We start from the raw sequence: 16,889 nt of genomic DNA, 5'->3' as shown, positions 1-16,889 counted from the left end.
ACCGCGTCGCCCACAGCGACGCCTCCGCCGCGTCGCCGCTACCCGCGCAAAGGAAGCCGTCATGACCCGCAAGCCCCTCGCCGGCAACGATTCTGGCCGTCCTTCGCGCCTGCGCCGGTTGGCGCTGAGCGCGGCGATCTCGCTGGCCCTGGTCGGCGGCGCCGCGCACGCCGATCCCAATCCGTTCGCGCGCCGCAGCGCCGATCCGGCCGCACAGGCCGCGCGTTCGGTGCAGCAGCAAGGGCTGCAATCGGTGCAGGCGCAGCAGATGGCGCAGCGCTCGCTCGACGCCTTCGCCCAGGCCGCGCGGGTGCGCTCGGCGCTCGACGCCGCGCAAGTCGCCGCGCGCGCCGCGGCGGCGGCATCGGCCGCGGCCAATCAAGTGCCCGACGGCTTGGTCCAGGGCGGCCTCAAGGTCGCCGCCGGCGTGCGCTTCGAGCCCGGCGCGATCGCGGTGGAAGACCCGCGCTTGAACCAGTCCAAGCTGTGGCTCGGCGCCAAGGGGCCGACCCAGAACAACGATGCGGGCGGTAACGTCACCGTCACCATCGAGCAAACCCAGAAGAAGGCGATCCTGAGCTGGGAGAGCTTCAACGTCGGCCGCCGCACCACGGTGCATTTCGACCAGCGCGGCGGCAACCAGACCGGCGGCGGCAACGACTGGATCGCGCTCAACCGCGTCGACGATCCCAGCGGCCGGCCCAGCCAAATCTTCGGCCAGATCAAGGCCGAAGGCAGCGTGTACCTGCTCAACCGCAACGGCGTGATCTTCGGCGGCACCAGCCAGGTCAACACCCGTTCGCTGCTGGTGTCCTCGCTCAATCTTTTCAGCAACGACATCGCCCAGAGCAACCGCGTCTTCATCGGCGAAGGTGTGCGCCGGGCCAAGGCCGACGTGGCGGTGCTGACGTCGGAACTGGCCGAATTCGCCGGCGGCAGCGCCGCGCGGCCGCAGGCTTCGGGGGACATCCGCATCGAGGCCGGCGCGCAGCTCAAGACCGGTTCGGGCGGTTTCGCCCTGGTCGCCGCGCCGAATCTCAGCAACGCCGGCAGCGTGATCGCCGAGGACGGCCACGCGCAGTTGGCCGCGGTGGTCGGCGCGTTCTCCACGCCGGCCTCGTCGGGCAACGGCAACGAGCTGAGCCTGCGCTACAGCGGCGTCGCGCCGCAGGCCAGCGCGCCGAACGCGGGTTACGGCCGACTCGACAATACCGGCATCGTTGCCAGCCGCCGCGGCGCGGTGACGCTGACCGGCTACGACCTGCACCAGGACGGCTACGTCGGCACCACCACCTCGGTCAGCCGGCCGGGACGCATTTCCATCGTCGCCGCCAACCACGCGCGTTCGGCCGGCGTCGATCGCCCGGGCGATCTGAGCGGCAGCACCGGCGGCAAGCTCAGCTTCGGCAACGGCTCGGTCACCGCGATCCTGCCCGACAGCGACGGCGAGACGACCACCTCCGCGCCGACCGCCGACAAGGCCTTCCAGCCGCCGAGCGCGGTGCTGGCCGCGGCGCAGATGCGCATGCAGGAGAACTCGCTGCTGCTGATGCCCGGCGCCAAGCTCGATCTGGTCGGCATGGAACCGCTGCGCGACGGCAGCAACAAACCCGAAGTCGCGCGCATCCAGATCGACCGCGGCGCGCAGATCAACGTCGCCGGCCTCGCCGACGTGCTGCGGCCGATGTCGGACAACTTCATCACCATCGAACGCGTCGGCGAGAACGAACTGGCCGATTCGCCGCTGCTGCGCGGCGGCGCGTTCTACCGCAAGAAAGTGGTGCTCGACGCGCGCGAGCGCGGCGTGACCGACGACGGCCGCGCCTGGGTCGGCAGCCCGCTGTTCAACGCCGCCGGCTACGCCGATCAGCGTCCGCGCGGGATCGACCAGTTGCTGATCGACGGCGGCACCATCAACGTCAGCGCGCGCGAGTTCGTCGCCCGCGGCGGTTCGGTGATCGACGTCAGCGGCGGTTTCCTGCATTACCAGGGCGGCATGGTCGAAACGCCGCGGGTGATCGGCGCGGACGGCCGCACCTATCGCTTGGCCGGTGCGGATCCGTCGCAGTCGTACCAGGGTTTCGCCGGGCAGTTCTCGCTCGATCACCAGCGTTGGAACGTGCGCGAGTATTTCTTGTCGTCGTTCGGGCGCTCGGACCGCTATTACGAATCCGATTACGCCCAGGGCGGCGATGGCGGCCAGCTCAACATCACTCTGCGCCAGGACGCCGGCAGCGACGCGACCCGCGTCGACACCGGGCTGGTGCTGGCCGGCGATCTGCGCGCCAACGCCGAATCCGGCCGCGACCAGCGCGCGCGCGGCGCGCCGGCGCTGGGCGGAAAGCTCAGCGTGTCGGTCGCCGGCAGCGGTTACGGCCTGTGGACGCTGCAAGCCGGCGCGGTGCCCGACGTGGCCGCGGATTTCTCCATGCAGCAGCGCTTGCCGCAGGGGCAGGGCGGAGTGTTGTCGACCCAGGCGCTCGACCGCGCCGGCTTCGGCACGGTCGAACTCAACGACCGGCTCTCGCGCATCGACGTGGCGCAGGACGCGCACCTGCGCGTCGACGCCGGCGGCCGCATCGCGCTGAGCGGTGCGCGCGTCGACGTGGCCGGGACCTTGCAGGCCGATTCGGGCGAGATCGCGCTCAGCGCGACCAGCGAGAACGATCCCGCGCTGGAGGCCGGCGCGCGCCGCGGCATCACCGTGCGTTCGGGCGGCCGTTTGCTCGCGCGCGGGCAGTGGGTCAACGACCGCGACCGCGTCGCCGACGAACGCGAGGGCGGCGCGCATATCGACGGCGGCAAGATCAGCCTGAGCGTGTCCGAGTACCCGCGCCTGGACGGCGCCGGCCGCGACGCCAGCGGTTCGATCGTGCTCGATCCGGGCGCGCTGCTGGACGTGTCCGGCGGCGGCCGGATCCTGCCCAACGGCCAGCTCGCGGCCAAGGACGGCGTGCCGCTCGGCCGCGGCGGCGACATCGCGTTGAAGCTGTACCAGCCGCGCGACGGCGGCCAGACCCTCAATCCGTTCCTGCCGGCCTCGCAGTTCGACGCCGAACCCGGCGCGGGCGAGTTGCGCTTCAGCGCGCAGAACCTGCGCGGCGGCGGCCTCGCCGGCGGCGGCACGCTGAGCCTGCACGCGCGCGACATCCTGATCGGCGCAGCGGCGGGCGATGCGCTCGCCGCCGATGCGCGCACCCTGCGCCTGGACGCGGGCTTCTTCCGCGACGGCGACTTCGGCGCCTACGATCTGGTCGCGCGTCACGACGCGCGCATCCTCGCGGGCACGCCGCTGAGCGTGTCGCAGCGCAACTTCCTGCCCGACCTCGACGCGCTGCGCGAACTGCGCAGCGGCGGCGATCTCTACGCCGGTCTCGACGCGAGCGGTGCCGGCCGCTACGGCGCGTTCGGCCGGCTCGACGATTACCACCGCGACGCCGCCGACTTCTTCCTCGAAGCCGGCGCGGCGACCGGCCGCACCTTGCAGAACGTGCCGGGCGTGGACGCGATACGCGACACGTTGACTCTGGGGCGCGGCGCGCAGGTGCAAGTGGACGCCGGCGGCGCGGTGCGCCTGGGCTCGCGCGGGCAGCTCACCGTGCTGGGTTCGGTGGTCGCGCACGGCGGCAGCATCGATCTGTCGGGCGACACCTCGAGCAACGCGCTGTCGCCGTCGCACAGCCCCTCGCAAGTGGATTACTGGCGCGCGGACAAATCGGTGTGGGTCGGCGCGGACGCCGTGCTCGACGTGTCCGGCGTCGCCTTGCTCAATCCGTTCGAGACGCCGCTGCCGAACGGCGGCGCCGCGCCGCGCGACGGCAAGGTGCTCGACGGCGGGCGCATCCGCCTGAGCAACGACGGCGGTTACGTGGTGGTGGAGCAGGGCGCGCGTCTGGATCTGTCCGGCGGCCGCGCGATGTTCGATCTGCCGGCCGACGGCGGCTCGCTGGGACAAGCGCCGCTGCAGCCGCGCGCGGTCTGGAGCGACGGCGGCGAGCTGGTGCTGGCCGCCGCGGGCGGCTTGTTCTTCGACGGCCGCATCCAGGCCGCCGGCGGCGACGCGCAGGCGCGCGGCGGCAGCGTGCAATTGCTGACCGCGCAGAGCGTGCGGCCGCTCGATCTCGGCGGCGGCCGCGCGCCGCTGGCGACGTCGCAGATCGTGTTCTATCAAAGCGGCAGCCGGCTCGACGCGGCCGCGCGCGCGGGCGGCGTAATCGAGCCGGGACGCAGCCAGCCTTCGGGCACGATGCATTTCCAGGCCGATGCACTCGACGGTTCGGGCATCGACACCGTGTTGGTCGGGATCGGCGAAGACGGCCTGATCCGCGGCCCCGGCGTGGTACCGGTGGTGTTCGACGGCGAGGTGACGCTGTCGCCGGCGCGCGCGCTGATGATCAACGCGCGCGCGTTCCAGGCCGGCGGCGAGCGCGGCGCGGCGCGCCTGCGTTCGGCCTATGTCTCGCTGCAAGGGCTCGGCGGCGACGCCGCGGTCGCGCTGGCGGAGCCGGGCCAGCCCGGCGCGGCGACGCTCAGCGTCGAAGCCGGCTTCATCGACATCGGCGGCCGCGTGGCGCTGCGCAATTTCGCCGACGCCTCGTTCGACAGCCGCGGCGACATCCGTTTCCATACGCCCAACGAATACCAGAGCGCGACCATCGCCAACGAAGTGCGGCGGGTGCCGGGCGAACTGTTGACCGGCGGCGATTTGTCGTTCCGCGCCGCGCAGTTGTATCCGGCCACCGGCGAGACCTTCATCGTGCGCGCGCTCGGCGCCAAGGACGCGGGCGGCCAGCGCGCCGATACCTCGATCCGCATCGCCGGCAACGGCAACGCGGCGGCGCTGCCGCTGTCGGCCGGCGGCCAGCTGCTGCTGGACGCGACCCAAATCGAGCAGGCCGGCACCCTGCGCGCGCCGGCCGGGCAGATCGTGCTCGGCGCGGCCAACGCCGACGACCCGGCCACGCGCGCGCTGTTCAACCAGCTCGCGCTGACCCCGACCCGCAAGGTGACGCTGGCGCCGGGCAGCCTCACCTCGGTCTCGCTCGACGGCCGCGTGCTGCCCTACGGCAAGACCGTGGATTCGCTGCAGTGGGACGGCAACGACGTCGAGCAGCGCCTGACCGCGCCGCCGCTCAAGCGCATCTCGCTCGACGGCGCCGAACTGGCGCTGCAGGACGGCGCGCGCGTCGATCTGTCCGGCGGCGGCGATCTGCAAGCCTTCGAATGGGTGGCCGGCACCGGCGGCAGCCGCGATCTGTTGTCGACTTACGCGGTCAGCTACGCCGACGGCGGCAGCGGCACGCGCGCCTCGCTGTATCCCGATGCGCGCGAGGTCTACGCGATCGTGCCGGGCGCGCAGTCGCCGCTGGCGGCGAGCGATCCGCTGCTGAGCCAAGGCGCGGGCGGCGGGCAAGTCGGCAAGTCGGTGTATCTGTCCGGCGTGCCGGGGCTGGCCGACGGCGTCTACACCTTGCTGCCGGGCCGTTACGCGACCCTGCCGGGCGCGTTCCGCGTGGTCCAGCGCAGCGGCGGCCAGGACGCGCTGGCGAGCCAGAATCTGACCGCGCCCGACGGCACCCACCGCGTCGCCGGTTACTACGTCGATGCGCTCAGCGGCGCGCGCGAGGCGCGTTCGCAACTGTTCGACGTGCAGTCGGCGGCGGTGTGGGGCCAGTACTCGCAGTACCAGCTCAGCCGCGCCAACAAGTTCTTCTCCGAACAAGCGAGCAAGGCCGGGCGCTTCGCGCCGCAGCTGCCGCGCGACGGCGGCCAGCTGGTGCTCAGCGCGCAGCGCGCGCTGGAACTGGCCGCGCGTTTGGACGTGGCCGCCGCCGACGGCGGCGCGGCCGCGCAGATCGATCTGGTCGCCGACGCGATCCAGATCCGCGGCCGCAACCAAGCCGCGCGCGAGGGCTACGTGCAGCTCGACGCCGGCCAGCTCAGCGCGCTCGGCGCCGGCAGCCTGTTGATCGGCGGCGTGCGCGAACGCGGTAGCGACGGCACCGCGATCTCGGTGCGCGCGCGCGACGTGCTGGTGTCCAACGACGCCGCCTCGCCGCTGCAAGGCCCGGAAATCGTGCTGGTCGCGAAAGCCGGCGACGGCAGCCAGGGCGTGCGCCTGGAAGACGGCAGCGTGATCCAGGCGCGCGGCGCGCTGGCCGGCGCTGGCGATCTGCAACTCAGCGTCGGCCAGAACGCCGATGCCGCCAGCAACCGCCCGGCGATCAGCGGCGACGGCGCGCTGCTGCGCGTGTCCAACGCCGGCGCGGCGACGCTGCAGCGCCGCGGCTTGCCGGCGTTCGCGCAATCGCGCGGCCTGCTCGACATCGGCGCTGGCGCGCGCGTGGACGGCGGCGCGGCGCTGATGCTCGATGCTTCGGGCAACGCCCGCGTCGACGCCAGCGCGGTGCTCGCCGGCCGCGACATCCAGGCCAGCAGCGGGCGCGTGGTGTTCAGCGCCGATCCGAACGCGGACTACGACGGCTTCGTGGTCGGCCGCAACACGCTCGCGCAGTTCGGTCAGGCGCAGCGGGTCAGCCTGCGCAGCTACGGCGAAATGGCGTTCTACGGCGACATCGAAGTCGACAGCGACCGCGAACTCAACCTCAGCGCGCGCCGCTTCGGCGGCGACGGCGGCCGCGTGCGCCTGCGCGCGCAGCGTTTGAGCCTGGGCAACGAATTGGGCGTGCAGGGCGGCCCGGCCGGCGACGCGCCGGCCGGCGCCGGCGCGCTCGAACTGCGCGGCGACGCGGTCGCCTTCACCGGCGGCGATTCGCAGTTCGCCGGATTCGACAAGGTGTCGGTCGACGCCGGCAAGCAGATTTCCGCCGGTGGTCGCGGAAGCGTCGATTTCGGCGCCGCCGATCTGCGCCTGCAAGCGCCGTTGATCCAGGCCGAGGGCGGCGCCGAACAAAGCCTGCGCAGCGGCGGCGCGATCGTGTTGGCGCGCGTGGGCGAGGCCGCGGGCGACGCGGCGCGGCCGCAAGGCGGCGCGCTGGAATTGCGCGGCGCCAGCGTGACCGGCAGCGCGCTGATCCGCGCCAACTCCGGCCGCGCGAGTTTGGTCGCGACCCAAGGCGACGTGCGCCTGGACGCCGGCAGCGCTATCGACGTGTCGGCGCTGCCGAAGGCGATCTTCGATCAGCCGGTGTACGCGCCGGGCGGCCGCATCGAATTGCGCGCCGAACGCGGCGGGATCGCGCTGGCCTCCGGCGCGGGCCTGGACGTGTCCGCCGCGGCCGGCGGCGGCGATGCCGGCGAACTGCGCCTGCTCGCGGCGCAAGGCGCGATCGCGCTCGACGGCACGCTCAAGGGCGCGGCGCCGAAGGGGCAGGGCGGCCGGATCGAACTCGACAGCGGCTCGGCGCTGGACCTGGACGCGCTGGCGCAGCGTTTGGCGCAAAGCGGCATCGACCGCAGCGTCTCGGTGCGCAGCCGCGCCGGCAACTTGCAGCTCAGCGCCGGGCAAACCCTGAAGGCGCGCGAGGTCAGCCTGATCGCCGACGGCGGCGCGGACGCGCTGCTGCGCGACGCGGCCAACGGCAACGTGCGCGTGCTCGGCGACATCGACGCCTCCGGCAGCGCAGGCGGCCGCATCGAGTTGTACGGCCGCCACGGCGTGGAGCTGCAAGGCCGCCTGCTCGCCAACGGCAGCGCCGCCGACAAGCGCGGCGGCACCGTGCGCATCGGCACCGGCGGGCGCAGCGACGGCACGCTCAACGCCGATTACGGTTATCAGAACGTGCTCAGCGACGCGGCCGGCGTCATCCGCATCGGCCGCGACGCGTTGATCGACGTGCGCGGCGGCAGCGCCGGCGGCTTGTCGGGCGGCAAGGTCGAGCTGCGCGCGCCGCTGTTGGTCGGCGGCGACGTCAACGTCGTGATCGACAGTCCCGCCGCGATCGTCGGCGCGCGCGAAGTCGGCCTGGAAGCCTATGCGGTGTGGAGCGCGGCCGATGCGGTCGATCCCGCGCATCCCGAGCGCCATTTCGACGGCATCGTCGATCCGGCCGGCTGGTACGGCGCCGACGGCAAGCTGGTGGCCGGAACGTGGCGCGACGCCAGCGGCGCCGAACTGGCCGCGCCGCAGACGCCGGAGCAACTCGCGACTTACCTCAAGACCCATTACTTCACCCCGGACGCGGCCAACGCCGCGCACCAGGGCTTCTACGGCTACATCGACGGCGACGGCGTCAAGCACGAAGCCGGCACGCTGATGCGCTTCGCCCAGAATCCGGGCTTCGCCTTCGGCGAGCGGTTCGCCGGCATCGCCAATTTCCGCGCGCGTCCGGGCATCGAGTTGCAGAACCCCGATGCGTCCCGCGACGGCGGCGCGATCCGCGTGCTGACGAATTGGAACTTGAACTCCGGCGACCGCAACGCGCCGGACTTCCGCTACCAGGGCGCTGCGCCGGTGCTGACCTTGCGCGCGGCCGGCGATCTGCAGATCGCCGCCAGCATCAGCGACGGCTTCTACAACTACAACGCCGCTGGCAGCGGCGCGGTCGGCACTTACGACGGTTCGGTCGGCGCGCGCAACCAATGGCTGCAGAACACGCCGCCGTCGATGCCCGATTCGCTGGCGTTCCTGCCCGAGCCGCCGCAGTACGATCCCAACGACGAATCCGGCCAGTACTACGGCCAGTACGACGAACTGTTCGGGATGATGACCCGTCCCGACAGCGCGCTCGACGGCATCGTCGGCCCGGGCACTTCGCTGATGGGCTTCATCGATCTGCTGATCTCCATCGCCGGCGTCGGCGACGCGGGCATCGCCGAGCCGGCGCCGCCGACCGGGCCGGGCGATTACGCCGGCTATCTGGAACGTTATCGCGGCTACGTGTTGGATCTGGCCAACCGCGTCGCCAACGGCGAGCTGCCGCCGATGACGTGGACGCCGTACTTGCCGGTGCTCGGCCCTGTGCCGCCCGCCGCCGACCGCACGCCGAGCCTGCAAGCCAGCGCCGAGCGGCCGACGCCGTGGCTGGAACAGCAACTGTTCGGCGGCGATAGCAGCCGCTATCGCTTCGTCGCCGGCGCCGATTTCGCCAGCGTCGCGCCCGACCGCGCCGGCAGTGGCGCGGCCGACATCGTCTTCGACGGCCACACCACGCTGCGCAAGAACGGCCAGAGCGATCTGCTGCTGCCGAACGTGCTGCGCACCGGCACCGGCGAAATCGAACTGGTCGCCGCGCGCGACGTGCGCTTCGCCGACCGCGACGCGCCGGCCAGCGTCTACACCGCCGGCCGTCCGGGCGAGGGCACCCGCGCCGACACCTCGCGGCCGCGCGTGGAAGGCGCGGGTTCGCCGCAGAACCTCAACGGCGCGCTGATCGCGGTGACCGGCGCGGTGACGCCGGAAGCGGCCGGCGACCTCAGCCTGCGCGCCGGCCGCGACATCGTCGGCAACCGTCAGATCCGCGACAGCGACGGCCGCCGCAGCGGCGTCGCCGGTACCTATCTGGTCCAGTACTGGTGGCCGTGGATGCAGACCGGCAACACGATCTCGACCGACGACGGGCGCACGCTGTCGACCTCGATCAATTTCGGCGCCTTCGCCCAGGGCTTGCTCAGCGTCGGCGGCGACATCCGCCTGGATGCGGGGCGCGATCTGATCGAAGTGTCGGCGTCCTCGCCGACCACGTGGATGCGCGACGGCGCCGGCGGCCTGCGCCAGTTCGGCGGCGGCGACTTGATCGCCAACGCCGGGCGCGACGTGCTCGGCGGCGACTTCTTCGTGTCCAAGGGCGCGGGCGCGCTCACCGCCGGCGGGCGCATCGGCTCGTCCTACGATCTCAGCGTGCCGGTGTACATCGAGAACATTTCGACCTCGGTCTCGACGATGACCTCGTCGGTAGCGCCGATCCTGGCGATGCAGGACGCGCAATGGCGCGCCAGCGCCGCCGGCGACGTCGATATCGGCCGCGTGCTCAACCCGTCGTACGCGCGCCTGAGCGAACGCGAAGTCGATTCGCAGCGCTTCGGCGCGAACGCCTCGTTCGCGGCGACCTCGGTCACCGGCGACGTGCAGCTCGGCAGCCTGTCGCTGGGCGATGCGCTGTTCGGCTACGGCGCGCGCGATGCGGGGCGGCCGCAGTCGCCGTACAACATCGGCAGCAACTCCTTGTTCGCGCAGGTGCTGCCGAGTTCGGTCAGCCTGATCGCGATCGCCGGCGACGTCAGCGTGCGCAACGGCGGGCAACTGTTCCCCTCGGCCACCGGCGGTTTGAGCCTGCTCGCGGGCGGCGACGTGCTGCTGTATTCGGAGCAGTACCCGCGCCTGGATACGCTGCGGCTGCTCGATATCGATCCGTCGTGGATGCCGTCGCCGCTGCAGCCGCTGTCGAGCCTGCCGGAAGCGACCGCGTTCGATTTCTCGCGCGTGGACGTGTTCGCGCCCGGCCGCGACCAGCGCGCCAACCTGCACCGCGACGACCGCGAGCCGGTGCGGATCTACGCGCTCGGCGACATCGTCAACGGTTTGCCGGATCAGCGGCAGAGCTTCAACACGCTGACCTTGGATCTGCCCAAGCCGGCGACGATCCGCGCCGGCCGCGACATCGTCGATCTGGATTTGCGCGGGCAGAACTATCGCGCCAGCGACGCCACGCGCGTGCTGGCCGGGCGCGATCTGTACGACCGTCCGCTGGGCCGCAGCATTTCCGGGCGGGTCAGCCGCTACGGTTGGCTGGAACTGGGCGGGCCGGGCAGCTTCGAAATCCAGGCCGGGCGCGACCTGGGGCCGTTCACTTCGGCCAACGAGGCCTACGCGTTCAACCAGCTGCGCGCCGAGGGCGGCGGTATCCGCACCATCGGCAATCGCGACAACGCGGGATTGGGTTACGACGGCGCCGACTTGGTGGTGCGCTTCGGCGTGGCGCCGGGCATCGACACGCGCGCGTTCGCCGCGCGCTATCTCGATCCGGCCGGCGAGGAATCGGCGGCGTATCGCGCCTGGTTGGCCGACTACGTGCGCCAGCAGCGCCGCGACGCCGGAAGCGATGGCGGCGAGCTGTCGCCGCAGCAAGCCTGGGCCGAGTTCGCGCAGCTGCCCGAAGCGGTGCAGCAGCGCTTGGCCGACCGTGTGTTCCTGGACCTGCTCGAACGCGCCGGCCGCGACAACAAGAACCCGGCCAGCCCCGAGTTCGGCAAGTACGCCGCCGGTTATCGCGCGATCAACACTTTGTTCCCGTCGGCGCTGGGCTACACCGCCAATCGCCTCGACGGCGGCGCCAACGGCGCCGATGCGCCGGTGGCGACCGGCCGCCTGGACATGCGCGGTTCGACCTTGCAGACCCAGCAGGGCGGCGACGTGCGCATCCTCGGGCCGGGCGGCGAATTGTTGGTCGGCAGCGTGGCTGCGCCGCCGCTGGTGACCAACAACCGCGGCGAGACCGTGATCGGCCCCAACCAGCAGGGCGTGTTGACGCTGGATGTCGGCGACATCGGCATCTTCACCGACCGCAGCGTGCTGCTCGCGCAGAGCCGCATCTTCACCCAGCGCGGCGGCGATCTGACGATCTGGAGCTCCAACGGCGACATCAACGCCGGCAAGGGCGCCAAGACTTCTTCGGACAAACCGCCGGTGCGCTACGTCTGCGACGTGGACCAGTACTGCCGCATCGACGCGCGCGGCCTCGTCACCGGCGCCGGCATCGCGACCCTGCAGACCGCGACCGGCGGCAAGGCCGGCGACGCGGTGCTGGTGGCGCCGCGGGGCACCATCGACGCCGGCGACGCGGGCATCCGCATCGGCGGCAACCTGATCGTCGCCGCGCAGACCATCGCCAACGCCGACAACATCCAGGTCGATGGCGAATCCCTCGGCATCCCGGTCGCGCGCAACGTCGACACCGGCGCGCTGAGCGCGGCCTCGTCGGCGAACGCGGGGGTGAACTCGGTGGCCGAGCAGATGGCCGAGAAACGTCCGGCGATGGGCGGGCGCGATCTGCCGGCGGTGATTTCGGTGCAGGTGATCGGGTTCGGTCAGTGCGGCGTCAACGACCCGCGGTGCGCGAACGCGCCTTGACGAAGGGTTGAGCAGGATCGCAGTCGAACGGGGCGGCCGCTGGGCCGCCCCGTTCGTTTTGGGGCGATGCGTGCGGGGCGAGGACGCCGAGTCTCACGAATCGCCCTCGCATCGATGAATGCCGTCCCCCGAACGACGCGGAGCTCCGACGACTTCGGCGCGTCGGTTCGACCGTCGGCCGTTTAGCGTCTTCAGTTCGCATGCGGCTCGCGCATCCAGCGCGGGGAGCGCGGATGTCGCGCCATGCGCTGCGAGCGATTTTCTTCCGGTATCGCCCGACGCGGGCGCGCCGCTGTTCGCGCACTAAGCAAGGTGAAGACGAACGCGCGCATCGCCGCATCGATCTCTAATGTCGAAGAGTCTCCACGACGCTGCGAACCGATGAGAACCACGCACGACTTTCGCAATGCCGATTGCGAGCCCTTCGCGCCGTCGATGCGCACACGAAACCTGCGCGCATTTCGCCGCACATGACAGTTGAAACGCGTCGCAACGCCGTCATGGACTCATCGTTCATGGCCGTGACGCAGTGCGCGACAGCGCTGTCATCTATGTAATCGATGCGCTTCGCACCGACACAAAACCTTCGCATCGACTACGAAAACACGACTGACATCGAGCTAAATCCACGCCGCTGAATCACTTGAGGCATGTAATAAATACTTACCCGCATGGTCGTTGCGCTTGCACACGCCGCGCCCATCCTGGCGCCGCTCCGACACCGCCTCGTTCGAGCCGCGCGTCGGCGCATTGCATAGGAATCGATCGGATTGATCCCGCGGGCGCCGTGCCCGCAACCTCAAAGGAGACGTCTCGTGCATCGCAACAAGCTTCATGCCGGCCTGCTGGCCGCCACTGCTGTCCTGGTCTTCGCCGGTTCGGCCAACGCGGCCGATCTGTACGGCGGCGGCGCCACCTTCCCGGCTCCGGCCTACGTCGGCGACCTGTACAACAGCACCTCGCCGGTCGCTAAGCTGTCGCGCGAAACCGCCACCCCGACCACCAGCACCTTCCCGGCGGTCACCTTCAGCGTCGCCGCGTTCGGCAACTCCACCGGCGGCAAGACCCCGGTGTTCAAGGACTTCCTGACCCGTTACGGGACCGACGGCGTGTCCTACTGCCAGACCGGCAGCGGCACCGGCAAGAAGGTGCTGAACAACGACGGCGTGTTCGCCAACGGCGCTTGCTCGCCGGCCGGCATCGCCGGCTTCAGCGCCGCCACCGGCCAGTCGGCTCCGGACTTCATCGGCACCGACGCGCCGATCAGCACCGCCGACTACAGCACCTTCATCACCAATATGTCCTCGACCCGCAGCGCGATCGTGCAGATCCCGGCCCTGGCCGGCGCCATCGCCCTGCCGTTCAAGGACACCGTCGGCGGCCTGACCTCGGTCGCGCTGAACACCGAGCAGGTGTGCCGCATCTTCGCCGGCGACATCAAGGATTGGACCGACTCGCGTCTGGGCCTGTCGCTGACCGGCTCGCACCCGATCACCATCGTCTACCGTTCGGAAGGCAGCGGCACCTCGTTCGCCTTCACCAGCTACCTCGCCGCGCAGTGCAACGGCAAGTTCGGCCTGGCCGCCGACTTCTTCAAGCCGAACCAGAGCTACGCCACCGCCGCCGCGCTGGCCCTGCCGAACTACTCGGCGTCCTCGGCCCAGGCCGGCAACAACGGCGTGGTGTCGAAGGTCAAGAGCACCACCGACGCGTTCGGCTACGCCGACATCGCCGAAGTGCTGAGCCAGGGCGTGATGTACGCCGCGGTCAACGGCTACGACCCGGCCAAGTTCGGCACCACCGTCGTCAACGGCAACACGGTTCCGGCTCCGGTCAGCATCGCCCCGACCAGCCTGCTGTCGGCCAAGGTTCTCGACGGCGCCACCGTCGCCGACGTTTCCTCGACCATCCCGGCTCCGCAGCGCAACTGCCTGCGTCTGGTCGCGCCGAACGCCGTGATCTCGTCGGCCTATCCGATCGCCGCGGTGACCTACGTCGGCGCCTACTACTCGGGCAACGGCGCCAAGGCCACGGCGCTCAAGAACCTGTTCAAGCAGTTCTATGCTCCGGTTCCCTCGGGCACCGATCTGCGCGTCGCGCTGCCGACCGGCTACGCCTACATCGACGGCAACTCGCTGTTCCGCAGCTCGGCGGTCGGTTCGATCAACAGCTGCATCAACTGATCGCGGGCGCGGCGGCGGCACGGAAAGCCGCCGCCGCGCAGGAGCGGTCGCATAAAAGAAAAGCTCCCCGGTCGCATCGGGGAGCTTTTTCTTTTCCGGCTCGCGCCGGAGGCCCAGCGTTCGCGTTGGATCAGGTACCGCAGAAACAGGTGGCGTTGGCGCCGGTGCGGCTGCCGGCCGGGCCTTCGGCGTACACCGAGCACGCCGAGGTGTCGGCGGTGCCCTTGTTCGCGGGGGCTTCGGCCTTGGCGTTGCAGGTGCTGACGACGATGCTCTTGCCGTTGACGACCTGGTTGCCGATGCAGTTGGCCGACACTTGCTCGCCGCTGCTGAGGTTGGCGGTGTTGTCGACCGCGACCACGGCGTCGCGGCTGGTCGACAGCGCGGTGCCGAACACTTCGACCTTGTTCGAGCCGGTCGGGCAGGCGAAGTCGGCGGTGCAGAACGCGGTATCGGCGGCGGCGGTGGCGTCGACGGTGGCGTACACCTGCACCACGCCCGGCAGCAGCTTGACGGTCTTGCACTGGCTGGCGGCGTCGGCGTGCGGAGCGGCCAGCAGGCCCAGGCCGAGCGCGAGGGCGGCGGCGAAAGCCTTGGCGCGGATTGCGTAGTCCATGAGTTGTCTCCTTGAAGGTTGAATGGAACCGGCGCGGATGCGGAGCATCCGGGGGAACTCGGACGTACGGCGTACGGCAACGGCCGCATCGCGCGGCCGGGTGAGAGTGCAGGTGAAAGACCAGTTGGCCGGATCGCGCCGGTGGCGTCGGCCGGGTGATGCGCAGCGTCGCGACGCGCTCGTTCCCCGCGTGCTAGGAGAACAAAGCCACGTGTCGCGCCGGTTGCACGGGTGTGAACGCGCGCATGAATGCGCGTGTCGCCGCGCACGCGGCGCGGCGATGGGCGAGTCTCAGTTCGCGCTGCGCGCGAGCTTGCGCTCGCGCCGGTGCATCAGCACGCCGGCGAGGCTGACGCCGATCGCCACCAGCACCACGATGATCGTGGTCAGCGCATTGATCTCGGGGGTGACGCCGAGCTTGACCTTGGAATACACCAGCATCGGCAGCGTGGTCGAGCCCGGGCCGGAGGTGAAGCTGGCGATGACCAGATCGTCCAGCGACAAGGTGAAGGCGAGCAGCCAGCCGGCCAGCAGCGCCGGCGCGATCAGCGGCAGGGTGATGACGAAGAACACCCGCCACGGTTTCGCGCCCAGGTCCATCGCCGCTTCTTCCAGGCTCGCGTCCATCGAGGTCATGCGCGAGCGCACCACCACGGTGACGTAGCACGCGGTCAGGGTGATGTGGGCGAGGGTGATCGTGATCATGCCGCGTTCGGGCCAACCGAACAGCTGTTGCAGCCCGACGAACAGCAGCAGCGACGACAGGCCGAGCATGACGTCGGGCATCACCATCGGCGCCGAGTTCATCAGGCTCAGGATGCCGCGGCCCGGGAACTTGCCGAAGCGCGACAGCGCCAGCCCGCTGGCGGTGCCCAGCGCGACCGCGGCGGTGGCCGAGATCGCGGCGATGATGAGGCTGCGTTGCGCGGCTTCGAGGATCTGTTCGTTCTGCGCCAGCGCCGCGTACCACTTCAGCGAGAACCCGCCCCAGGTGGTGGCGCGGTCGGAGCCGCTGAAGGAATAGACGATCACCGAGACGATGGGCAGGTACAAGAACGCATAGCCCAGCGCCATCATCGTGTACAGCGCGAACGGCCGCCGCTTCACGACTGGGCCTCGCGCGCGACGCGGCGGTTTTCGATGTACTCGAACAGCAAGGTCGGCAGCACGATCAGCAACAGCATCGCCACCGCGATCGCCGCCGACAGCGGCCAGTCGCGGTTGGTGAAGAACTCGGTCCACAGCACCCGGCCGATGGTCAGCGCGTCGGGGCCGCCGAGCACGTCGGGAATCACGAACTCGCCGACCGCGGGGATGAAGACCAACAAGCTGCCGGCGAGGATGCCCGGGAACGACAGCGGCAAGGTCACCCGCCGGAACGCCTGCCACGGCTTCGCGCCGAGGTCGGCGGCGGCTTCCAGCAGGGTGAAGTCCAGGCGGATCAGCGTCGCCGCCAGCGGCAGGATCATGAAGGGCAGGTAGTTGTAGGTGATGCCGATGTAGACGGCGAGGTTGGTGTGCAGCACCGCCTGCCCGGGTTCGAGCAGGCCCAGGCCGACCAGGGTCTGGCTGAGCCAGCCGTTGGCGCGCAACAGGCCGATCAATGCGTAGGTGCGCAGCAACGAGCTGGTCCAGAACGGCAGGATCACCAGCACCAACAGCAGCAGGCGCCACAGCCGCGGCGCGCGGGCGATGCCGTAGGCGATGGGATAGCCGAGCAGCAAACAGCACAGCGTGGACACGCTGGCGAACAGCAGCGACTTCAGGTACGCGGCCACGTACAGCGGATCGGCCAGCAGCGCGGCGTAGTTGGCCGCGTGCAGGCGCAGGGTGGTGCCGCCGTTCTCGGCGGTCTCCAGCAGCGGCGTGTACGGCGGTACTTGCCCGAACACCGACTGGGCGAAGCTGATCTTGAGCACGATCAGGAACGGCACGCAGAAGAACAGCGCCAGCCACAGCATCGGGATCGCGGTGACGAGCAGGCGGCCGCGGCGGGTGCGGAATTCGTCGCCTACCGAGCGGAACCAACCGAAGAGATTATCAACGACATCCCCCCAGAAAC

Annotated in this window: 5 protein-coding genes; 2 read left to right on the top strand and 3 right to left on the bottom strand. The window is 70.7% G+C overall.

Going from position 1 to position 16,889, the window contains the following annotated elements; all coding sequences use genetic code 11:
* Positions 1–61: 61 nt before the first annotated feature.
* A complete protein-coding gene (locus J5226_RS17985) occupies positions 62–12,028 on the top strand; it encodes a filamentous haemagglutinin family protein (RefSeq protein ID WP_215835795.1) in 11,967 nt (3,988 codons plus the stop codon).
* A gap of 815 nt (positions 12,029–12,843) precedes the next feature.
* Entirely contained in the window at positions 12,844–14,211 is a 1,368-nt protein-coding gene (locus J5226_RS17980; RefSeq protein WP_215835794.1) for a substrate-binding domain-containing protein, read from the top strand.
* A 130-nt stretch (positions 14,212–14,341) separates the two neighbouring features.
* Here J5226_RS17980 and J5226_RS17975 read toward each other — a convergent pair whose 3' ends face one another.
* From J5226_RS17975 to J5226_RS17965, 3 genes are all read right to left on the bottom strand, one after another.
* Positions 14,342–14,827 carry a hypothetical protein gene (locus J5226_RS17975; protein ID WP_215835793.1) on the bottom strand — a complete coding sequence of 162 codons (486 nt, stop codon included), beginning with the start codon at positions 14,825–14,827 and terminating at the stop codon, positions 14,342–14,344.
* A 291-nt stretch (positions 14,828–15,118) separates the two neighbouring features.
* On the bottom strand, positions 15,119–15,934 hold the full coding sequence (locus J5226_RS17970; protein ID WP_255322842.1) for an ABC transporter permease subunit: 816 nt from the start codon (positions 15,932–15,934) through the stop codon (positions 15,119–15,121).
* On the bottom strand, positions 15,931–16,788 hold the full coding sequence (locus J5226_RS17965; protein WP_215840485.1) for an ABC transporter permease subunit: 858 nt from the start codon (positions 16,786–16,788) through the stop codon (positions 15,931–15,933). The genes J5226_RS17970 and J5226_RS17965 overlap by 4 nt, the downstream gene beginning before the upstream one ends.
* Between the last annotated feature and the right edge of the window lie 101 nt (positions 16,789–16,889).

The sequence above is a fragment of the Lysobacter sp. K5869 genome (genome assembly GCF_018847975.1).
Taxonomy (GTDB): domain Bacteria; phylum Pseudomonadota; class Gammaproteobacteria; order Xanthomonadales; family Xanthomonadaceae; genus Lysobacter.
Note: the sequence above shows the minus strand (reverse complement) of the source record. Positions and strands in the feature narration are given on the sequence as shown.

Bases quoted from the DNA above. Each gene is read 5' to 3' on its own strand.
- J5226_RS17985 (WP_215835795.1), top strand. From the start codon at position 62: ATGACCCGCAAGCCCCTCGCCGGCAACGATTCTGGCCGTCCTTCGCGC.
- J5226_RS17975 (WP_215835793.1), bottom strand. From the start codon at position 14,827: ATGGACTACGCAATCCGCGCCAAGGCTTTCGCCGCCGCCCTCGCGCTC.
- J5226_RS17965 (WP_215840485.1), bottom strand. From the start codon at position 16,788: ATGCTGTGGCTGGCGCTGTTCTTCTGCGTGCCGTTCCTGATCGTGCTC.